At 69.5% G+C, this 21,476-nt stretch carries 18 protein-coding genes and 1 pseudogene; 4 read left to right on the top strand and 15 right to left on the bottom strand.

The window, feature by feature from the left end; all coding sequences use genetic code 11:
- The first annotated feature begins 126 nt into the window (after nt 1–126).
- The 4 genes from AS850_RS05835 to AS850_RS05820 are packed head-to-tail and all read left to right on the top strand — an operon-like array spanning nt 127 to nt 5,139.
- A complete protein-coding gene (locus AS850_RS05835) occupies nt 127–1,191 on the top strand; it encodes a UDP-glucuronic acid decarboxylase family protein (protein ID WP_335589185.1) in 1,065 nt (354 codons plus the stop codon).
- Nucleotides 1,191–2,576 carry a UDP-glucose dehydrogenase family protein gene (locus AS850_RS05830; protein WP_119868264.1) on the top strand — a complete coding sequence of 462 codons (1,386 nt, stop codon included), beginning with the start codon at nt 1,191–1,193 and terminating at the stop codon, nt 2,574–2,576. The genes AS850_RS05835 and AS850_RS05830 overlap by 1 nt, the downstream gene beginning before the upstream one ends.
- On the top strand, nt 2,573–3,691 hold the full coding sequence (locus AS850_RS05825; RefSeq protein WP_119868263.1) for an NAD-dependent epimerase/dehydratase family protein: 1,119 nt from the start codon (nt 2,573–2,575) through the stop codon (nt 3,689–3,691). Before AS850_RS05830 ends, AS850_RS05825 begins: the two co-directional genes overlap by 4 nt.
- 26 nt (nt 3,692–3,717) lie before the next feature.
- Entirely contained in the window at nt 3,718–5,139 is a 1,422-nt protein-coding gene (locus AS850_RS05820; protein WP_216819859.1) for a glycosyltransferase family 2 protein, read from the top strand.
- An 18-nt stretch (nt 5,140–5,157) separates the two neighbouring features.
- On the opposite strand, the gene AS850_RS05815 is transcribed toward AS850_RS05820, so the two are convergent.
- From AS850_RS05815 to AS850_RS05745, 15 genes and pseudogenes are all read right to left on the bottom strand, one after another.
- Nucleotides 5,158–6,483 carry a hypothetical protein gene (locus AS850_RS05815; RefSeq protein ID WP_119868261.1) on the bottom strand — a complete coding sequence of 442 codons (1,326 nt, stop codon included), beginning with the start codon at nt 6,481–6,483 and terminating at the stop codon, nt 5,158–5,160.
- Nucleotides 6,483–7,214 carry a molybdopterin-dependent oxidoreductase gene (locus AS850_RS05810; protein ID WP_123955455.1) on the bottom strand — a complete coding sequence of 244 codons (732 nt, stop codon included), beginning with the start codon at nt 7,212–7,214 and terminating at the stop codon, nt 6,483–6,485. Before AS850_RS05810 ends, AS850_RS05815 begins: the two co-directional genes overlap by 1 nt.
- 91 nt (nt 7,215–7,305) lie before the next feature.
- A complete protein-coding gene (locus AS850_RS05805) occupies nt 7,306–7,851 on the bottom strand; it encodes a hypothetical protein (protein ID WP_119870159.1) in 546 nt (181 codons plus the stop codon).
- 285 nt (nt 7,852–8,136) lie between these two features.
- Nucleotides 8,137–9,660 (bottom strand): ribosome biogenesis GTPase Der, encoded by a 1,524-nt coding sequence (gene der / locus AS850_RS05800; protein WP_119868259.1) that lies wholly within the window; start codon nt 9,658–9,660, stop codon nt 8,137–8,139.
- A 9-nt stretch (nt 9,661–9,669) separates the two neighbouring features.
- Complete coding sequence (gene cmk, locus AS850_RS05795; RefSeq protein ID WP_119868258.1) at nt 9,670–10,449, bottom strand: (d)CMP kinase; 780 nt, start codon at nt 10,447–10,449, stop codon at nt 9,670–9,672.
- Nucleotides 10,450–10,454: 5 nt separating this feature from the next.
- A complete protein-coding gene (locus tag AS850_RS05790) occupies nt 10,455–11,585 on the bottom strand; it encodes a prephenate dehydrogenase (RefSeq protein ID WP_236940846.1) in 1,131 nt (376 codons plus the stop codon).
- Between the two features lie 404 nt (nt 11,586–11,989).
- Nucleotides 11,990–12,745: pseudogene (locus tag AS850_RS16785) on the bottom strand (pseudouridine synthase); the annotation flags it as partial.
- On the bottom strand, nt 12,738–13,340 hold the full coding sequence (scpB, locus tag AS850_RS05780; protein ID WP_119868256.1) for an SMC-Scp complex subunit ScpB: 603 nt from the start codon (nt 13,338–13,340) through the stop codon (nt 12,738–12,740). The pseudogene AS850_RS16785 and the gene scpB, both read right to left, overlap by 8 nt.
- Nucleotides 13,330–14,214, bottom strand: a complete 885-nt coding sequence (locus tag AS850_RS05775) for a segregation and condensation protein A (RefSeq protein ID WP_442856904.1) — start codon at nt 14,212–14,214, stop codon at nt 13,330–13,332. Before AS850_RS05775 ends, scpB begins: the two co-directional genes overlap by 11 nt.
- Nucleotides 14,198–15,106 carry a ParA family protein gene (locus AS850_RS05770; RefSeq protein ID WP_119868255.1) on the bottom strand — a complete coding sequence of 303 codons (909 nt, stop codon included), beginning with the start codon at nt 15,104–15,106 and terminating at the stop codon, nt 14,198–14,200. Before AS850_RS05770 ends, AS850_RS05775 begins: the two co-directional genes overlap by 17 nt.
- Before the next feature lie 145 nt (nt 15,107–15,251).
- The gene (gene xerD / locus AS850_RS05765) at nt 15,252–16,217 is read right to left on the bottom strand and encodes a site-specific tyrosine recombinase XerD (protein ID WP_236940845.1); all 966 of its coding nucleotides are present in this window, start codon (nt 16,215–16,217) and stop codon (nt 15,252–15,254) included.
- A gap of 130 nt (nt 16,218–16,347) precedes the next feature.
- A complete protein-coding gene (locus tag AS850_RS05760) occupies nt 16,348–16,956 on the bottom strand; it encodes an NUDIX domain-containing protein (protein WP_442856903.1) in 609 nt (202 codons plus the stop codon).
- A complete protein-coding gene (locus AS850_RS05755; RefSeq protein WP_119870154.1) occupies nt 16,946–18,661 on the bottom strand; it encodes a CTP synthase in 1,716 nt (571 codons plus the stop codon). Before AS850_RS05755 ends, AS850_RS05760 begins: the two co-directional genes overlap by 11 nt.
- A 93-nt stretch (nt 18,662–18,754) precedes the next feature.
- Nucleotides 18,755–20,461, bottom strand: coding sequence for a DNA repair protein RecN (gene recN / locus AS850_RS05750; RefSeq protein ID WP_119868254.1), 1,707 nt, complete (start codon nt 20,459–20,461; stop codon nt 18,755–18,757).
- A complete protein-coding gene (locus tag AS850_RS05745; RefSeq protein WP_119868253.1) occupies nt 20,458–21,471 on the bottom strand; it encodes an NAD kinase in 1,014 nt (337 codons plus the stop codon). The genes recN and AS850_RS05745 overlap by 4 nt, the downstream gene beginning before the upstream one ends.
- Nucleotides 21,472–21,476 lie beyond the last annotated feature (5 nt).

The following is a 21,476-nucleotide window of genomic DNA, read 5'->3' as shown; positions in this document are numbered from 1 at the left end:
GGACGCGCTCGGTGTCCGGCGACCTGATTTTTTCTCACACGAATCCGCGCGTCAATTAGTCTCGCCTCACGATCATCAGCGACGCGGATCCCAGGTCGAGACACCCACTCTTCCTCGCTTCGGCTGGTGTCTCGTTTTCCGCGAACTCTCCCCCGAAGAAGAGGTACAGCTGTGCATGTTGTCGTGTCCGGCGGAGCGGGATTCCTAGGATCCCATCTCTGCGAAGCCCTCATAGCCCGTGGCGACTCGGTCACCTGCGTCGACAATCTGTCGACCGGACGTCTCGAGAATCTGACCGCTCTCCTGGACCACCCGGATTTCACCATCGTCGAAGAGGATGTCACCACCTGGGTCGCCCCGAGCCGGCACGTCGACGCCGTGGCTCACCTGGCCAGTGCCGCATCACCGCCCGATTATCACCGCATGCCACTCGAGACGCTCCTGGTGGGCAGTCGCGGTACGGAGAGAATGCTGGAGCTCGCGGATTCGCACGGCGCCCGTTTCATCGTTGCATCGACGAGCGAGGTCTACGGCGATCCCCATGTCCATCCGCAGCGCGAGGACTACTGGGGGCACGTGAACCCGGTCGGACCGCGCAGCGTCTACGACGAGGCGAAGCGCTACGCCGAAGCCGTGTCGATGGCCTACTCCAGGACCCGTGGTACGAACGTCGGAATCGTCCGGATCTTCAACACCTACGGTCCTCGCATGCGTGCCAACGACGGTCGGGTCGTCACTTCGTTCATCGCGCAGGCTCTCAATGATGATGCGATCACGATCTACGGCGACGGCAGTCAGACGCGGAGCTTCTGCTACGTCGACGACCTGATCCGCGGACTCGTCGCAATGCTCGACTCGCGGGAGACGGGTCCGATCAACATCGGAAACCCCGCCGAGCGCACCGTCTCCAGCCTCGCCGAACTCGTGATCGCGCTCTCCGGCTCGTCGTCGGAGATCGAGTACTTCCCACTGCCACAGGACGACCCGACTCGTCGGCGCCCCAACATCGAGCTCGCCTTCAGGCATCTCTCCTGGACTCCGCGCGTCAACATCCTCGAGGGACTCAAACGGACCATCGACTGGTTCGCCAGCCGACCGGGCGAGGTCCACGAGGCCTCCTCGGCGCTTCAGGGCGGCCAGATGGGCGACGAATCCTCCGTCGACCGGCACTTCGCGAAGCCGGCCGCCTGATGCGCATCACGGTCATCGGCACCGGGTACCTCGGCGCAGTCCATGCGGCCGGGATGGCGGCGCTCGGACACGACGTCCTCGGTGTCGACTCGGATCCGTCGAAGATCGCCGCTCTCCAGCAGGGACACGCGCCCTTCTTCGAGCCCGGCCTCCCCGAGCTGCTCCACGAGACGGTGGCCTCCGGCAGGCTGCGTTTCACGACGTCGATAGCTCAGGCGGCCGCGTTCGGGGAGGTTCACTTCGTCTGCGTCGGCACTCCTCAGAAGGCCGATTCCGACTCCGCGGACATGCGGTTCGTCGATGCCGTCGTGGCCGAACTGGCGAGGGGGCTCACACCTGGAAGCCTGATCGTCGGCAAGTCGACCGTCCCCGTGGGGACGGCGCGCAGACTCCGCGAGCTGGCGCAGGAGCTGGCGCCGACGGGCGTCGACGTCCGGGTCGCATGGAATCCGGAATTCCTCCGAGAGGGCTTCGCCGTCGAGGACACCCTCTCGCCGGATCGTCTCGTCTTCGGAGTCGACGATGCCGACTCGGAGGGCATCCTGCGTGCCGTGTACTCCTCGATTCTCGACGGGGGTACCCCGAGCTTCACGACGGATCTCGAGACGGCCGAACTCGTCAAGGTGGCGGCCAACTCCTTCCTCGCGATGAAGATCTCCTTCATCAACGCGATGGCAGAGGTCTGCGAGACCGTCGGCGCCGACGTCACGACCCTGGCCGACGCCATCGGGCAGGATGCCCGCATCGGTCGTCGCTTCCTCAACGCCGGTGTCGGCTTCGGTGGAGGCTGCCTCGGCAAGGACATCCGCGCATTCCGGGCTCGCGGTGAAGAACTCGGCGTCGGCAAGGCTCTGGAGTTCCTCGGCACCGTCGACGCGGTCAATCAGCGTCGTCGGAATCGAGTCCTCGAACTCGCGGCGGAACTCCTGGGCGGCGACGTCCGCGGGCGGCGCATCACCATTCTCGGCGCCGCGTTCAAACCCAACAGCGATGACGTCCGCGACTCCCCCGCGCTGTTCGTCGCGAGGGCCCTCCATGATCGCGGAGCCCTTGTCACCGTCCACGATCCCGCGGCCGTCGAGAACGCGCGCAGGATCGCGCCGCACCTCAGCTACGCGCAGTCCACTGTGCAGGCGAGCATCGGAGCCGAGCTCCTCGTTCATCTCACCGAGTGGGACGAATACCGAGAACTCGACCCGAGCATCCTGAACGACCTCGTCTCGGCGCGCCTCGTCATCGACGGCCGCAATCAGCTCGACGTCGATGCCTGGAACGCGGCCGGATGGTCCGTTCACGCGCTCGGTCGTGCACCGGCTCCCGCCTGGAACACCCCCTCCTCCCTTGACATGGCCGCCCTCTCGGCCGAGAAAGAAGCAGTCGCATGAAAATCCTCGTCACCGGCGGAGCCGGCTTCATCGGTTCGCACGTCGTCGACATCCTTCTCGGCCAGGGTCACGACGTCCGCGTCTACGACAAGCTGGTCGACCAGGTCCACAACGGTGCGGGTCCGAAGCACGTCTCGGAACAGGCGGAATTCGTCCTGGGCGACATGAACGATCGCACCGCCCTGTCTGAGGCCCTGATCGGCATCGAACAGATCGTCCACCTCGCCGCGGAGGTGGGCGTGGGCCAGTCCATGTACGAGATCTCTCGCTACGTTGAGGCCAACACCGGCGGAACGGCGCTCCTGCTCGACATCCTCGTCAACGGCGACTTCGCCGTGAAGAAGATCGTGGTGGCCTCGTCGATGTCCATCTACGGTGAGGGCTCCTACCACTGCGACGATCACGGCGACGTCGCTCCGCGCCTGCGCTCCGAGGACCAGTTGGTCGCCCGGGAGTGGGAGCCGAAGTGCCCCGTCTGCGGGAAGGCGCTCTCGCCCGTCCCGACGGCGGAGAGCAAGCCCCTCTTCCCGACCTCGGTGTACGCGATCTCCAAGATGGATCAGGAGCTTCTCGTGCTGTCGGTCGGAGCGGCCTACGGCATCGACGTCACGGCGGTGCGCTATTTCAACGCGTACGGACCGCGCCAGGCTCTGTCGAATCCCTACACGGGTGTGGCGGCGATCTTCAGCGGCCGCCTCCTCAATGGTCAGCCGCCGGTGATCATGGAGGACGGGAACCAGAAACGCGATTTCATTCACGTCAAGGATGTGGCGCGCGCCACGGTCCTGGCGCTCACGGCCGCGAAGGCGAACGGTCAGGCGATCAACATCGGCATCGGTGATCCCATCAGCATCAAGGAGGTGGCGACGCTGCTGGCGAAGGCCCTCGGCCGCGAGGAGATCGAGCCCATCGTCACTGGAGAGTATCGAGCCGGTGACATCCGGCACTGCTGGGCGGATCCGACGCTCGCCAAGGAGATCCTGGGCTTCGAGCCGGAGTACCGGTTCCGTGACCAGGGCGTGCAGGAGCTCGTCGCCTGGGTGAGCGAGCAGACCGCGGTCGATCGTGTCGGCGCTGCGAACGAAGAGCTCAAGAAGCGAGGGCTGACCGTATGAACGGAGATGTTCTTTCGTGGACGTTGGTGGTCGTCCAGGGTGTCTACCTCGTCGGCATCCTGGTCACCCTGTGGTTCTACTCCCTTCCCGTCGACCTCGTCGATCGCGCAGCTCGCCCGCAGCGTCCCCTTCCCAAGATCGTTCTCTTCTACCCCGTCCTCCACGAACTGGAAGCGACCATGAGGACGACCTTCACGGGGATGCAGCGTGCCGACTACCCGAAGGAACTCCTGAGGGTCATCTCGATCCCGAACGACAACGACCCGGACACGATCGCGTCGCTCCGGCGGCTGCAGGAGGAGTTCTCCTTCCTTGAGGTGCTCCCCGTTCCGGCCACGACCGATCCGAGTTGGGACAGCGTCTGGAACGCCTGGGACGCAAATCCCAAGGCTTACTGGTGGCACCAGGACAAGCGTGCCGGCGACCGATCCCTGCCGCCGAAGAAGACGCGGCAGCTCATCTGGGCCATGTACCAGGTCGCGCCCGGCAACGAAGACGCGCTCCTCTCCTACATCGACGCCGACAGCGTCGTGCCGGCTGATTTCTGGCAGACGGCGGCGATCGGGATGGAGTCGTACGACGTCGTCCAGAACACCAACATCACGGGAAACCTCCTCGGCAGCTGGCCCGCCTCGTTCTATGGCATGGACCACATCGCGTGGGATTCCTCGCTCTACAAGCACATGTCCGCCCACGGCAAGCATCCGTTCTATGTGCTCGGCAAGGGTCTCTTCTTCCGATTCGGCGATCTCCTCGAAGTCGGGGGGTTCCATCCCTGGCTGACGATCGAGGACCCGGAGATCGGTATGCGCATGTGGACGAACGGCCGACGGTTGGGAGTCGTGGAATCGCCTTTGATCGAGGAGGTCCCCGCGACCTGGAGCCAGGGCGTCACGCAGCGGAAGCGCTGGGTAGCCGGATTCTTCCAGAGCCTCTCCACTCCCCTGACTCGCATGGGGATGACGCCCGGTCAGCGATTCCGGGCCCGGCTCAACTTCGTGCCGTGTCTGTCGCTTGCGTTCAACCCCATCGGTTTCACCGTGGGGATCCTCGCACTCGTCGATCTCGGCATCAACGGCCCCGGCATCCTGAATCCTGCGGCGATCGTCATCTCGCTCGTGACGATGCTCCTCGCGCTCGTTCTGATGATCCGTGGAATGGTTCAGGCCGCCAGGATGTCGCGACCGGTGCTTCCTCGCCGACGCGATCGTGCCGTATTCGTGGCTCGAGTCAACCTCGTCTTCATCCTGGGCTATTGGCTCTGGTGGCTCGTGCCGCTCGCCAAGGGATTCGTCATGTTCCTGCGCGACGGAGGTCTCGTCTGGGAGCGCACCGAGAAGAGGGATGCCAATAACGTCCTCATCCGGGTCGGAGCCGCAGGGGCGGCCTCCGAGGTGACGGCTCCTGCCGGACGCAGATCGGCTCGGAGGGGCGTCACCGCTCCCTGAGGTCACGGAGGGTCGGAGTCATGTCGCGAGAACGGCTCCGACCGCCACCGTGGATCCGGTCTGCCTGCTGATCCCGAGAGCCCGATAACCCAGGCTGCCGGTCCTCTTCTGCACGGTGGTGACGACCCTGGGGGCGAGGTGTCCGAGCGGCATTCCCCCGACGAGACCGGGCGTCGTCGGGATCGCGACGAACGCTTTCAGCCCGATGGATCGCAGGCTCTGGTTCCCCCGCGGGATCGCGTCCGTGCCTCCGAGGGCGGTGTTCCCCGTGATCGTCTGCGCGACATGGTCGAAGACGCGAGTGGTGTGGAGAGGAGCAAGGAGGTTGTTGGCGATCGTCACACCGTTGTTCGCATCGGGAGTGTCCAGTTGCACGTCGATCTCCGTCGAGCCCGAGATGTAGGGGCTCTTCGTCCGGAGGTTCCCCACGAGCGTGTTGTTGACGACATCGATGTTCTTCGAGTTGTAGATGTGGACTCCGCGGCCGCCGCAGGCCGTGATCACGTTGCCCTCGATGAGCCCTCGTTTGAGATAGGGCCTGAGACCGGGATTGAGGCTGTTCGGAACCGCGAGCGAATCGGGACTGATCCCGTTTCCGTCCGTGACGTCGGAGAACCCGCCGGGGCGATAGGGCACAGTGCAGACCACGTCGTAGATGTAGTTCCCGACGGCTCGGTACCCGTATCGTCCGTCGATGGTCCCGCCGGTCAGGTCCTCCCCGCCGTAGAAGCTGATGCCGGACGTGTTGAACGTGGAGTATCTGGAGGTCGCGTTGATCGTGTTGAAGAACAGGTCGACCGAATCCCAACCTCCAGCCTCGAGGCGGCGAGAGCCGATCCACGTCTCGGCGGCGTAAAAGCAGTTGATTCCGCCTCCGGGGAAATCATGGACGTGGCAGCCCCAGACCGCGATGCGGCTCGAGCCGCGGAAGATGGCTATGCCCGAGGGATCCGGGTCGACACTCCGCTGATCGCCGCGGACCTCCAGCCCGAAGATCGCGATCCGGGAGGACAGTTGGACGTCGATGCCGTTGTTCCGCTTCGAGGCATTCCACGACGCGACGGACTTCGTCACGTCGATGACCGGGCGGGCACCGGGCACGCTCTCCAGAGTTATCCACTCCGTCGCCGAGCCGTTCTTCTCGAAGAACTGCGTGTGCCCGTATGTTCCGGTTCCGACGAGGATGCGGTCACCCGCGCGGCAGATATCCACCGCGGCCTGGATGGTGCGCTTGGCGGCGGCTGCCGTGAGCCCTGAGCCAGCATCGTCTCCATCCGCGCGCACGTAGAGCGTGCGCCGGCCGCTGGGGTAGAGGGATCGGAAGGTGCCGCGGGTGTCCAGCATCAGGCGAGAACCTCGATCGTGACCATCGCATCGACGGGGAGGGCGATCGAGCGGCCGCCGGTGACGAGATGGAGAGCGGTTCCCGGACGTCCGTCGAGGTCGCCTCCCTCGCGCATCACTGCGACGAGCGTGTCAGCAGCGGAGCTCTGCTTCGCGGAGAGAAGTATCTGCGCGCTGGGCCTCGCCTCGGGCGCGACCGCGATTCGAACCGCCTGCGACCCGTCGCCGCCCACCGCCGCCACGACGTCGGACAGCCTGACCCCTCCCCAGGAGACGGACCGAGACGCTTGACGTGCGGCCCGCACGCTCGACGAATTCGCGCTGGTGAGCCTCGTTTTCGTCGCTTCGAGCGGGAAGAGCTTGAGTGCGTCCACGGTGAGTTCGATCGACGTTCCGGACAGACTCACGAGGAGTCCCGTCGTCCGTGGCGTCGCCCCCACGATCGAGTCGGTCTTGGAACCCCCTCCAGAGCCGTCGGTGGACGCCGACCGATGCGCCGGCGCTCCCGAGAGGGAGAAGCCCGACGTCGGTTGCGAGAGTGCGGAGGCAGCGGCCGCGGCACCCGCGACGAGAAGAGCACCCAGAAAACGTCGACGGGGCAGGCGGGAGAGCGTCGGGGACACTCGAACGACGACGGTCGCATCAGTACTTTCGGTCACGCTGATCACCCCCACCATGTCGTGAATCGCAGGACCATCGCCGGTCGTCCGAATCGGGAGCCCGAACTCCACGACTCCACTATGCGTTCGACGTGGCGAGGCCGCAGGCCCCACTTCGGGGACCGGCGGGGTGACGACCACCGCACTGCCGGTCAGGACGACGTCAGGACCGACGTGCCGCCGCCTCGCGCCGCGCCCGCGACGGGAACACCTCCCGCATGTGGTCGGTCGTGAGGAGGTCGCCGATGCCGATCATGAGGAGCGAGAAGACGATCTGCTCGATGACCATCCAGAACGGGTAGAGGCCCGGGATGCAGGCGATCACCAGGGTGACGACGGGGAAGATCCTGCTGAAGAGCCGGAGCCGGGCGTAGGCCCAGTAGTAGCCGAGCTGCGCGCGCCACGCGAAGACGTAGAGCGACAGGGTGATGAGCAGGACGACCGTGGAGCGGAACCAGACGGCCCAGGGCACGGTGACGCCGCGCGAGGTGAGGACGAGCGCGACGACGATGGCCGTCAGGCCGACGAGGGTCTCACCGACGAGCAGCCATCGGATGCCCTGGAACGCGCGGACCGTCTGCGGGTGGGACCGCATGTCCTCGCGGATGACGACGTCGTGCTGGCGGCCGCCGGCGAGCCGGTCGACGTCGAGCGCTTCCCAGAGCCGCTCGATGCGCCCGCCGCGCTGCGACTCGGTTGCGTTGCCCATGGTGACGCCCATTCTCGCCGCTCCCGGGCGGCGCTGCAAAGCCGCGCCCGGCACACCGGCACCGCTGCACCCTCGTGTTCGGCGTCCGCGGTGGTCCTAGGACCACCGCCGCGCCCGAGCACGAGGGTTTAGCGCTCTGGGGCCGTGCGCAGCACGCCCGGACCTGCCTCCGCCCACCCCCGCCGAGCGGGGCCAGGGTGCGCGGATCGCAAGGCGGAGGAGGGCCGCGATAGCAGCGCTATCGAAACCGACGACAACGCCGCGAGCCGCGTGCCCCGGCCCCGCTCAGCGCTTGCGCTTCTCGCGGACTCGCATGTTGACGGTGATGGGCGTTCCTTCGAACCCGAAGATCTCCCGCAGTCGACGCGTGATGAAGCGGCGGTACTGCGGGTCGAGGAACCCGGTGGTGAAGAGCACGAACGTCGGGGGCCGGTTCGCGGCCTGGGTGCCGAACAGGATGCGGGGCTGCTTGCCGCCGCGGACGGGGTGCGGGTGCTCCTGCGTGAGCTCGGCGAGGAGGGCGTTGAACTTGCCGGTGGGGATGCGGGTGTCCCACGACTCGAGGGCGAGCTCGAGGGCGGGGACGAGTCGCTCCAGGTGGCGGCCGGTCTTCGCGGAGATGTTGACGCGGGGGGCCCAGGAGACGTGGTCGAGATCCTGCTCGATCTCGCGCTCGAGGTAGCGGCGGCGTTCGTCGTCGAGGAGGTCCCACTTGTTGAAGGCGAGCACGAGGGCGCGCCCGGACTCGAGGACGAGGTCGATGATGCGGAGATCCTGCGTGGAGATCGACTCGGTGACGTCGAGGACGACGACGGCCACCTCGGCCTTCTCGAGCGCCGCCGAGGTGCGGAGCGACGCGTAGAAGTCGGCACCCTGCTGCAGGTGGACGCGCTTGCGGATGCCGGCGGTGTCGACGAAGGTCCAGATGCGACCGCCGATCTCGACCTGCTCGTCGACGGGGTCACGCGTGGTGCCGGCGATCTCGTTGACGACGACGCGCTCCTCGCCGGCGGCCCGGTTGAGCAGGGACGACTTGCCGACGTTCGGGCGCCCGAGGATGGCGACGCGACGGGGGCCGCCGATCTCCTCCTTCGCCACGTTCGACACGGCGGGAAGGGTCGCCATCGCCTTGTCGAGCAGGTCGGCCACCCCGCGCCCGTGGAGCGCGGAGACGGGGAACGGCTCGCCGAGGCCCAGCGACCAGAGCTCGGAGGCCTGGATCGCCTTGCGGTCGTCGTCGGTCTTGTTCGCGACCAGGATGACGGGCTTGTGCGTCTTGCGGAGCATCGAGACGACGTGCTCGTCGGTGGAGGTGGCCCCCACGTTGACGTCGACCACGAAGAGGACGGCGTCGGCGAGGTCGACGGCGATCTCGGCCTGCATGGCGACCGACGCGTCGATGCCGATCGCGTCGGGCTCCCACCCGCCGGTGTCGACGATGGTGTAGCGGCGGCCACCCCACTCGGCCTTGTACGAGACGCGGTCGCGGGTCACTCCCGGGGTGTCCTCGACGACGGCTTCGCGCCGGCCGAGGATGCGGTTCACGAGCTGCGACTTGCCGACGTTCGGCCGGCCCACGATGGCGAGGACGGGCAGAGCGGGGGCGTAGGTGATCGCGTTCGGATCCCACTCCGACCCCTCGAGGACGTCGATGTCTTCGTCGTCGAGCTCGTACTGCTCCAGCCCGGCGCGGAGGGCGGCGGCACGCTGCTCGGCGTCGACGTCGTCGAGGGTCGCCAGGCGGTCGACCATGGTCCCGTCGAGGTCGGGACCAGTGTCCGTGTCGAAGTCGGTGTCGTCGTCTGCCATCGAAGGCTCCTAGGGGGTGTTGGTGCTCGCCGCCGCACTCGCGTGGACGAGCTCGACCACGGCGTGAACCGTCTGATCGAAGTCGAGGTGGGTGGAGTCGAGGGTCGTGACGCCTTCGGCGGCGGTCATGAAGTCGACGACCTTGCTGTCCTGTCGGTCGCGGTGGAGCAGCTGCCGGGCTGTCTCCTCGGCACTCTGACCCGTGACCTCGGCGGAACGCCTCGCCATTCTAGCCTCTTCCGACGCGGTGAGCAGGATGCGCACCGGAGCATCCGGCGCGACGACCGTCGTGATGTCTCGCCCCTCGGTGACGATGCCCGGCTTCTCGGTGCTCGCGATGACGCTGCGGAAGAGCTCGACGAGGCGGCTCCGGACGGCGGGGACCTTCGCGACGCTCGCCACGGAGGTCGTCACGCCGGGCGTGCGGATCTCCTCGGTAACGTCGCGGCCGGAGACCAGGACGGTCACGTGGTCGGGGTCGGTGGAGATCGCGTAGTCGAACGATGCCAGGGCCGCGACGATCGAGTCGGCGTCGGCGAGGTCGGCCCCCGCCTCGACGGCGTGGAGGGCGAAGGCGCGGTAGGCGGCACCGGTGTCCTGGTAGCCGAAGCCGAGTGCCTTGGCGGCGGCCCGGCTCACGCTCGACTTGCCGCTGCCCGCGGGACCGTCGACGGCGACGACCACGGGACGGTAGAGGTCACTGCCCCGGTAGCGGTCGAACAGCTCGGCCTTCCAGTCGTGGATCTCGGCGGCCGTGGTGCCCGGGTCGTTCGGCGGTGTCGTCGTCATGCCTTCTATGATCCCGCAATGGTCCAGCCGCGTCGCACCAGCTCGGCCACGAGGCGCTCGGCGTGCTCGGGCACGACGCTCACCTCGGCGAGTCCGAACTGCGCGCCCGGCGAGTGCTCGAGGCGGAGGTCCTCGAGGTTGACCCCGATGTCGCCGATCTCCGTCAGCAGGAGTGCGAGCTGGCCGGGGGTGTCGTCGACCATCACGACGACCTGCGTGAACGTCGTCGACTGGCCGTGCTTGCCCGGCAGTCTCGCGACTCCGGCGTTCCCGGCGCCGATGCTCTCGGCGAGGGCGCGGAGGGCACCCGGATGCTCGGGCGCGGCGAGTGCGCCGAGGACGTCGTCGAGGTCGTCGCGGAGCGCCCTCAGCACCTCCTCGACGCGGCTCGCGTTCGCCCCGAGGATCTGCACCCAGAGCGCCGGGTCGCTCGACGCGATGCGGGTCACGTCGCGCACGCCCTGGCCGGCGAGGCCGAGGGAGGCGTCGGGGGCGTCGCGGAGACGCGCGGCCATGAGGGACGCGACGACCTGGGGGGCGTGCGAGACGACGGCCACACCCGCGTCGTGCTCCTCGGGGGTCATCTCGATCGGTGTCGCACCGAGGTCGAGGATCAGGTCTTCGAGAGCCGCCGCCGCGCGGTAGCTGATGCCGTCGTGTCCCGCCACGACCCAGGGTCGGCCGATGAAGAGGTCGGCGCGCGCGGAGATCGGGCCGCCTCGCTCCCGCCCCGCCATGGGGTGCGAGCCGATGTAGCGGGAGACGTCGGCTCCGGCCTCCTGCAGGGCGCGGAGCGGGGCGACCTTGACGCTCGCGACGTCGGTGACGAGGGCGTCCGGGAACGTCTCGAGTTCGCGCGCGACGATGGCCGCCGTGACGTCGGGCGGCACGCAGACGACGACGAGCGTCGGGGTGTCGCCCTCGAGCGGTGCGCGCCCGGCGCCGTAGTCGATGGCGAGCCGCAGCGACGCGGGAGACACGTCGTCGAGCACCACGTCGACGCCCTGGCGGCGCAGCCCCAGTCCGATGCTCGCCCCGAGCAGGCCGGCGCCCACGATGCGCACGGTGCCGTCCAGGCGTCGGGGCGCAGGATGCCCGGCCCCCGCCACCTCGCCGCCCACGTCGCCCGGGGTCACCGTCCGCCCCGCCGGCGCTTCTCCTGCTCGCGGCGGACCTGCGCCCTGCGGCTCGGTGGCGCACCGGCTCCGGCCTGCCCGCCGCCCTGGGCGTCGCGCGTCGGACCGGTGAACGAGGGCCGACGATTGCCGTCGCTGTCGTACTGCTTCTTGGGGGCGGGACGGTCCGCGGCGCCGCCGAGGGCTCCGCCGGACGCCTGGCCACGGCGACTCTCGTCGCGAGCGTCGAACGCCTCGTCGAACTCCTCGTCGTCCTCGTCGTAGTACTCCTTGTCGGACTCCGCGAGGTCGTCCTCGACGTCGGCGTCGAGCTCGGCTCCGGAGTCGTCGAGGGCGTCGGCCACCGCGGTGCCGGCGACGTCGCCGGCCTCGCCGGCCTCGCCGAGAACCGTGCGGCCGAGCCCCGCGTCGCGCGCGATGGTGAGGATCTCCCCCAGCTCGTCGCGGGTCAGGTCGCGCACCTCGCCGACCTTGAGGGTGCCGAGGTGCAGGGGGCCGAACTGCCGGCGGACCAGGTCGACGACGGGGTGGCCGACGGCCTCGAGCATCCGGCGCACGATGCGGTTGCGCCCGGAGTGCAGCGTGATCTCCACGATGCTGGTGCCGCCGGCGCGCCCGGTGCCGCGGTCGACGATGCGCGCCGAGTCGGCGACGATGTCGCCGTCGTCGAGCGTGATGCCGCTCGTCAGCTTCTTGACCGTCGCCGGGGTGATCGACCCCTGGACCTTCGCGATGTACGTCTTCAGCACGCCGAACGACGGGTGCGCGAGGACGTGGGCGAGCTCGCCGTCGTTCGTCAGCACGAGCAGGCCGCTCGTCTCGGCGTCGAGGCGGCCGACGTTGAAGAGCCGTTCCTCGTAGGCGCTCGTGAACTCCCGGAGATCGGGCCGGCCGCGCTCGTCGCTCAGCGACGACACGACGCCGACGGGCTTGTTGAGCATGAGGTAGCGCCTGGTCGGATCGAGCTGCACGGCCTGACCGTCGACCACGACGCGATCGACGCCCGGGTCGACGCGGCGACCGAGCTCGGTGACGACCTGCCCGTTGACGGAGACCCGGCCCGCCTGGATCAGGTCTTCCGAGACTCGGCGGCTCGCGACTCCTGCGGCCGCCATGACCTTCTGCAGGCGCTCGCCCTGGGGTGCGTCGTGATCAGGCATCGTCGAATCCTCCTCGGCCGTCGGCGAGCAGCGGCGAGATGAGCGGCAGGTCGTCGAGGGTGTTGATCCCGAGGTGCGTCAGCAGGAGCTCGGTGGTCTCGTAGTTGATGGCGCCGGTCTCGGCGTCGGTGAAGGACTCGGTGATGAGTCCGCGACCGAGCAGCGTGCGCACGACCGAGTCGACGTTCACCGCCCGGATCTGGGCGATGGCGCCGCGGGTGATCGGCTGCTTGTACGCGATGACGGCCAGGGTCTCGAGCGCCGCCTGCGACAGCCGGGTCGGGTTCTGCGTCAGCACGAAGTCCCGCACGATCGGGTCGAACTCCTCGCGCACGTAGAAGCGCCAGCCGCCACCGACCTCGCGCAGCTCGAAGCCGCGTCTCGTCGTGCCGTCGACGCCGTCGAAGTCGGCCACGAGGCTCTCGACGGCCTGGCGGACCGCGGCCACCGGCTGCCCGACGGCCGTGGCGAGGGCGACGAGGCTCTGCGGCTCGTCGGCGACCATGAGGATCGCCTCGAGGGTGCGGGCGATCGGGACGCCGGGCGGTGGCGTCGCCGGGGTGTCGTCTCGCCGGGGCTCCTGGTCAGGAGTCATAGTCGGCCCCCAGGTTCGCGAGGTTCTCTTCGGTCCAGTGCTCGGCGGTCCAGCGGATCGTCAGCTCGCCGAGCGGCTCGACCTGCTCGAAGCTCAGCGACGCGTGCCGGTAGAGCTCCAGGATCGCCAGGAACCGCGCCACGACGACGCCCTTGACGTCGATGCCGTCGATCAGCTCGCGGAAGCTCATGACGGCGCCCCGGCGGAGCATCGACACGACGATCGCCGCCTGCTCCCGGATGCTCACGAGCGGCGCGTGCAGGTGGTCGAGCCCGACCGTGGGCACCTCGCGCGGCGACAGCGCCATCGCGGCGAGCGCGGCGAAGTCGTCGGGCGACAGGGTCCAGACGAGTTCGGGGGTCGAGACGCGGAACTTCTGCTCCAGTCGCACGCTCCGGGCGTGCCGCGACCCCTCCGCCTCGCCGCGGGTGGCGAACCACTCGGCGGCCTGCTTGAAGGCCCGGTACTGCAGGAGCCGCGCGAACAGCAGGTCGCGCGCCTCGAGCAGGGCGACGTCCTCCGCGTCGACGAGCTCGCCCTGCGGCAGGAGCCCCGCCACCTTGAGGTCGAGCAGCGTGGCGGCGACCACGAGGAACTCGCTCGCCCTGTCGAGCTCCTCCGCCGAGTCGAGACCGCGCAGGTACGAGAGGAACTCGTCGGTGACCTCGCTCAGCGCGATCTCCGTGATGTCCATCTCGCGCTTCGTGATGAGCGACAGGAGGAGGTCGAACGGCCCGGAGAAGTTGGTCAGCGACACCCGGAACGCGTGGTCGGTCGTGGCCTCGACGTCGTCGGACGCGTCGACGGCTTGCTCCCCGGGGTTCTCCGCGAGCTGCGCCGACGCGATCGTGCCGGGACTAGGCGGCGGCGCCACGCGCGATCAGCTCTCTCGCCAGCTGTCGGTAGGCCTCGGCGGCCGGATGCGACGGGGCGAACTGGGTGATGGGCGCGGCCGCGACGGACGCGTCGGGGAACTTCACCGTGCGCGTGATGACCGTCTCGAGAACGCTGTCGCCGAACGCGTCGACGACCCGCTCCAGGACCTCGCGGCTGTGGAGCGTGCGGGAGTCGTACATGGTGGGCAGGATGCCGTCGAGCTGGATGTCCTCGTTGAGGCGGTCGCGCACCTTGTCGATCGTCTCGACGAGCAGGGCCACGCCGCGGAGGGCGAAGAACTCGCACTCGAGCGGGATGAGGACGCCGTGCGCCGCCGTGAGGGCGTTGACGGTCAGGATGCCGAGGGACGGCTGGCAGTCGACCAGGATGACGTCGTAGTCGTCGCGGACCTTGCGCAGCACGCGGGCCAGGATCTGCTCGCGCGCGACCTCGTTGACGAGATGCACCTCGGCGGCGGACAGGTCGATGTTCGCGGGGATGACGTCGAGGCCCGGGATCGCCGTGCCCTGGATCACCTCGCGCGGGTCTTTCACGGTGCCGATGAGGAGGTCGTAGATCGTCGCGACGTCGTGCGTCTTCACCCCGAGACCGGCGCTGAGCGCCCCCTGCGGGTCGAAGTCGACGGCGAGGACACGCCGGCCGTACTCCGCGAGCGCCGCACCGAGGTTGATGCTCGTCGTCGTCTTGCCGACGCCGCCCTTCTGGTTGCAGAGGGAGATGATGCGCGCGGGGCCGTGACCGTCGAGTTCGACGGGGACGGGGAAGACCGTGCGGGGACGACCGGTCGGGCCCAGGGCCGGGGCCGCGTCGGCTGCGCCGGTCGGTCGGTCGGCTGTGCTCGGGTTCGGCGTCGTGCTCACGTGCCCCATCGTACCGGGGGCCGTGCTCCGCCCCGGTCCGCCGCGCGCGCGGCGTCGCTCAGTCGGTGGACGCCGGGCGCGCGGCGTCGCTCAGTCGGTGGACGCCGGGCGCGCGGCGTCGCTCAGTCGGTGGACGCCAGGCGCGCGACGTCGCTCAGTCGGTCGACGCGGCGCGCGCGGCGTCGCGGTCGCGGGACTCCCGTTCGCCGACGCGCCACCGAGCCCGCGGGTGGGCGGTGGCGTAGGCGTCCCGCAGCGCATCCGCCGTGACGAGCGTGTAGATCTGCGTCGTGGCGACCGACGAGTGCCCGAGCAGCTCCTGCACGACCCGGACGTCCGCCCCGCCCTCGAGCAGGTGCGTCGCGAACGAGTGGCGCAGCGTGTGGGGCGACACCTCGACTCCGAGCTGCGCGCGCTCGGCCGCCGCCTGGATGATCAGCCAGGCGTTCTGCCGCGACACGCGGTTGCCCCGCACCCCGAGGAAGAGGGCGGGCGTCGCGCTCCCCCGGCCGGAGAAGGAGGGTCTCGCACGGACGAGGTAGTCGTCGAGCGCTCGCCGGGCGAAGCTCCCGAGCGGGACGATTCGCTGCTTGTTGCCTTTGCCGAGCAGCCGCACCACGTCGTGGTCGATGACGTCGTCGACGTTGAGGGAGACCGCCTCCGTCACCCGCGCGCCGGTCGCATAGAGGAGTTCGAGCAGCGCCTTGTCGCGGAGCCTGGTCGGCTCGTCGCCGTCGGTCGCCGCGAGCAGCGCCTCGACCTGGGTGACCGTGATCGCCTTCGGCAGCCGCGAGGGCAGCTTCGGCGGCCGCGTGGTGGTCGTCACGTCGTCTCCGGTCAGGCCCTCCTCGGCCGCAAAGCGGTGGAAGCTCTTGACGGCGGAGAGGACCCGGGCGACCGACGACGGCCCGAGGGGCTTCTCCCGGGTGGCCAGGTGCGTGGGGAACTCCGCGACGTCCGCGCTCGACACGCCCGCAGGATCCTGCACCCCGCGGCCCTCGAGGAAAGCCCGGTACAGCGCCAGGTCGCGGCGGTACGCGGCCACGGTGTTCGGGGAGAGTCCGCGCTCCACGGTGACGTGGCGCAGGAACCGCGCCACCCCGTCGTCGAACGCCTTCACCCTCCCAGGCTACGCCGGTGCCCCACCCTCCCACCCCCGGCGCCGAGTGGACACGTCTCGACGTTCATCGGAGCGAATGCGTCGACAGCTGTCCGCTCGGGAGGGCGCGGGGCGCGCGGATCGACGGGCGTCAGCGCTGCTTCGCGTGGAGGGCCAGGGCGGCGATGCAGAGGATGCTGTTGTGGAGGCGCCCGTCGAGGATCGCCTCGACGATCTCGTCGAGCGGCACCCAGCGCACCTCGATGTCGGCCTCCTCGGCCTCCCGCGCGAACGCCTCGGCCGTGGCCCGGACCTCCGTCGCGTGGAAGACGACGAGCTTCTCGTCGCTTCCGCCGGGGGTCGTGTTGAACGTGACGAGGTGCTCCCAGGTCGACGCCTCGAGGTCGGCCTCCTCGGCGAGCTCCCGCTTCGCCGCGACAAGGGTCTCCTCGCCGGGGATGTCGAGCAGGCCCGCGGGCAGCTCCCAGTCGCGGGCCCGGATCGGGTGGCGGTACTGCTTGATGAGGAGGACCCTGCCCCGGGCATCCTGCACCAGGATCGCGACGGCGCCCGTGTGGTCGACGTACTCGCGCCGGATGCTCGACCCGCCGTAGTCGAAGGCGTCGCGCACGATGTTCCAGACGGCCCCGGTGAACACGACCTCCGAGGAGGTGACGGTCACCTCGGTCGGGTCGTCGCGCAGGAGCCCGGTCACGTCGCCTGCGGCCACGTCACCGGCGGAACCGACGTCACTCGGCACCGTCGGCCACCTCGAACAGGCGCGTGGAGTTCTGACGCTCGAGCGACGCCTCGACGAGCCCGGCGAAGAGCGGGTGGGCGTTGTTGGGGCGCGAGCGGAGCTCGGGGTGAGCCTGCGTGCCGATGTAGAACGGGTGCTCGGAGCGGTCGAGCTCGACGTACTCGACGAGCTGGCCGTCGGGCGAGGTGCCGGAGAAGACGAGGCCGGCGTCGGCGATCTGCTCGCGGTAGTGGTTGTTGACCTCGTAGCGGTGGCGGTGACGCTCGGAGGCGGTCGGGGCGCCGTAGAGATCCGCCGCGAGCGACCCCTCGAGCAGGCTGGCCTCGTAGAGTCCGAGGCGCATCGTGCCACCCAGGTCGCCGCCCGCGATGATGTCGACCTGCTCGGCCATCGTCGCGATGACGGGGTAGTCGGTGTCGGGATCGAACTCGGACGACGAGGCTCCCGCGAGCCCGACGCGGTTGCGCGCGTACTCGATGACCATGCACTGGAGGCCGAGGCAGAGGCCGAGCGTCGGGATGCCGTTCTCCCGGGCGAAGCGGAGTGCGCCGAGCTTGCCCTCGATGCCGCGGATGCCGAACCCGCCGGGCACGCAGATGCCGTCCACCTCGGCGAGCGCCTTGCCGGCACCCTCCGGGGTCTCGCAGTCGTCGGACGGGATCCAGCGAAGGTTGACCTTCGTCTGGTGCGCGAACCCGCCGGCCTTGAGCGCCTCGGTCACGCTGAGGTAGGCGTCGGGCAGGTCGATGTACTTGCCGACGAGGCCGATGGTGACCTCGTGCTTCGGGTCGTGGACCGCCTGGAGCAGCGTCGTCCATCCCGACCAGTCGACCTCGCCCGCCTTCGCCCCGAGCCCGAGGTGCTCGATGATGTAGGAGTCGAGGTGCTGCTCGTTCAGCATCGAGGGGATGTCGTAGATGCTCGCGACGTCCCTCGCGTTGACGACGGCGTCCTCGTCGACGTCGCACATCAGCGCGATCTTCCGGCGGTTGCTCTCGGAGACCGGGCGGTCGCTCCGGAGGACGAGGGCGTCCGGCTGGATGCCGATCGAGCGGAGCGCCGCGACGGAGTGCTGCGTCGGCTTGGTCTTCTGCTCGCCCGACGCTCCCATGTAGGGCACGAGGGAGACGTGGACGAAGAAGACGTTCTTCCGGCCGAGCTCGTGCCGGACCTGGCGAGCGGACTCGAGGAACGGCTGGCTCTCGATGTCGCCGACCGTTCCGCCCACCTCGGTGATGATGACGTCGGGCTGGGGCTGGTCGGAGGCCTGGAGGCGCATGCGCCGCTTGATCTCGTCCGTGATGTGCGGGATGACCTGGACGGTGTCGCCGAGGTACTCACCGCGGCGCTCCTGCGCGATGACGGTCGAGTAGATCTGACCGGTCGTGACGTTCGCGCCCTGGTTGAGATTGATGTCGAGGAAGCGCTCGTAGTGGCCGATGTCGAGGTCGGTCTCGGCGCCGTCGTCGGTAACGAAGACCTCGCCGTGCTGGAACGGGTTCATCGTGCCCGGGTCGACGTTGAGGTAGGGATCGAGCTTCTGCATCACCACGCGCAGCCCGCGCGCGGTGAGGAGATTGCCCAGGCTGGCCGCCGTGAGGCCCTTGCCGAGGGAGGAGACGACGCCCCCGGTGACGAAGATGTGCTTCGTCGTCTGCGCGGCTGCTTCGGAGGAAGCTGCTTCGGAAGAAGCTGCGTCGCGAATGGAAGAGGGACCCGAGTTTTGATTGACCACCACGGGCTTCCATCCTACGTCACTCCCGGCGTCGACCCGAGCGTGTCACGTTACGAGCGTGTATCAGCTGCTCGCCGTCGAGCGACTCGACGCCAGGTCGAGCAGCTCGCGCGCGTGCTCCAGGCCGCTCTCGCTGTCGGGCAGGCCCGAGAGGAGCCGTGCCATCTCGGCAACCCGCTCCTCCCCCGTGAGCTGCTGCACGCTGGAGGCCGTCACGGCCCCCGAGGCGTCCTTGACGACGCGCAGGTGGTTCGTCGCGAAGGCCGCGACCTGAGCGAGGTGGGTCACGACGATGACCTGCGCCTTCTCCGCCAGCATCGCCAGGCGCCGACCGATCTCGATCGCCGCCGAGCCGCCGACGCCCGCGTCGACCTCGTCGAACACGAACGTGGGCACCTCGCTCGACGACGCCATCACGACCTCGATCGCGAGCATGACGCGCGAGAGCTCTCCGCCGGAGGCGCCCTTCCCCAGCGCGCGGGGCTCGCTCCCCGAGTGCGGTCGCAGCAGGAGCTCGACGCGGTCGGCTCCCGAGGCGCCGAGCTCCCCGCGCGGGGACACCTCGACGACGAGCTCCGCGCCCGCCATGGCGAGGGCGGACAGCTCGTCGCTGACGCGCCGCGCGAGGTCGTCGCCGGAGGCGCGGCGGAGGTCGGTCAGGACGTCCGCGGTGCGCACCGCCTCGGCCTGCTGCTCGTCGACCTCCCGCGCGAGCTCCGCCACGCGGTCGTCGTCGCCGTCCAGCTCCACCAGACGACGCGATCCGTCGTCGAGGAGGGCGATCGCGTCGTCGAGCGTGGGGCCGTACTTGCGAATGAGGGCACCCAGCTCCGCCCGGCGTGTCTGCACCGACTCGAGTTCGCGGGAGACGTCGGCGTCGAGCGACCCGAGATAGCTCGAGAGGCGCGCGCTCGTCTCCGACACCTGCACGCTGACCTCGGCCAGGAGGTCGGCGATCGCCTGGAGATCGGCGTCGTGCTGGGACACCCGCTCGATCTGCCGCCGCGCCTCGTCGACGAGGGACAGGACGTCGCGGGTGCCGTCGACCGCGTCGGTCGAGAGGACCTCGTGCGCCAGACCCGCCGCGAGCCGGAGGTCTTCGGCGTTGCTGAGGCGCTCGGCGGTCGCGTCGAGCTCGGCGTCTTCGCCGGGCTGGGGGGCGACTGCTTCGATCTCGTCGATCGCCGAGCGGAGGCGCGCCGCCTCCGCGAGGCGGGCGTCGCGATCGCCCGTGATCGTGTCGAGCTCGGACTGCGCCCGCTGCCAGCCCTCGTAGGCGGCCCGATAGTCGGACGCGGCGGCGGCCAGAGGCGCTCCCCCGTGCGCATCGACGGCAGCACGCTGCGCCGACGACGACTTGAGGCGGATCTGCTCGGACTGGCCGTGCACGACGACGAGGTGGTCGGCGAGATCCGCGAGCACGCCGATCGGACCCGTGCGACCTCCGACGACGGCGCGGCTCCTGCCCTCGCTCGAGACGATACGGCTGAGGAAGAGCTCGCCCGCGTCGACGTCGCCGCCGGCGTCGCGCACGCGCTCGGCCACGGGACCGTCGTCGGGGACGTTCCAGCGGCCGTCGACCACGGCCTGCGCACTCCCCGAGCGGACGGCGCCGCCGTCGGCCCGCTGGCCGAGGAGCAGCCCGAGCGCCGAGACCACCATGGTCTTCCCTGCGCCGGTCTCGCCCGTCACTGCGGTGAAGCCCGGGCCGAGCGGGAGCGAGGCCTCGCCGATGACCCCGAGGTCGCGGATCGTGATCTCCTCGATCATGAGGCGTGGGGCCCGTCGATGGCGTCGGACCCGTCGAGGGCGTCGGGCCCTTCGACGGCGTCAAGACCGTCGAGGGCGTCGTGCGGGCCTCGCCAGCCGGTGACCGGGAGGTGGAACTTCGCGACCAGCCGGTCGGTGAAGGGGGCCTTGCGGAGGCGCGCGAGGCGCACCGGCCTCGGCGAACGCTGGGCGACCACTCGGGCACCGGGCTCCAGCTTGTGGGCGCGACGACCGTCGCACCAGAGGACGCCGGAGCCGTCCGTCCGGCTCAGGACCTCGACCGCGAAGGTGGACCCCGGACCCACGACGAGCGGGCGGGCGAACAGGGCGTGCGCGCTCAGCGGCACGAGGATCATCGCCTCGACCTCCGGCCACACGATCGGCCCGCCGGCCGAGAAGTTGTAGGCGGTCGACCCCGTGGGTGTCGACATCACGACGCCGTCGCAGCCGAACGAGGACAGGGGTCGGCCGTCGACCTCGATGACGACCTCGAGCATCCGCTCGCGCGACGCCTTCTCGACGGTCGCCTCGTTGAGGGCCCAGGTCTCGTAGACCCGTTCGCCGTCGACCTCGACCCGGATCTGCAGCGCGAAGCGCTCCTCGACCTCGTATTCGCGGGACAACACCCGCTCGACCGTCTCGTGGAGGTCGTCGCGCTCGCTCTCGGCGAGGAAACCCACGTGACCGAGGTTGACGCCGATGAGGGGAGCCCGCGTGTCGCGCGCCAACTCCGCCGCACGCAGGATCGTGCCGTCGCCGCCGAGGACGATGACCGCCTCGAGGTCGCCCACCGCGATGTCGACACCGAGGATGTCGACCCCGCCGAAGCTCGGCTCGGCCGCCCGGATGTCGTCGAACTCCCCGTGAGGCAGGACGGGCCGGAGCCCGGCCGCCGCAAGCAGGCTGCAGACCTCGAGCGCCGCGTCGATGGAATCGCGGCGACCCGTGTGCGAGACGACGAGGATGTGGCGCTCGACGGGGTCGAAGGACGCCGCGGATTCGTCAGTGATGCTGA

It is taken from the genome of Frondihabitans sp. 762G35 (genome assembly GCF_002074055.1).
GTDB lineage: Bacteria > Actinomycetota > Actinomycetes > Actinomycetales > Microbacteriaceae > Frondihabitans.
This window is presented reverse-complemented; position numbering and strand designations above follow the sequence as displayed.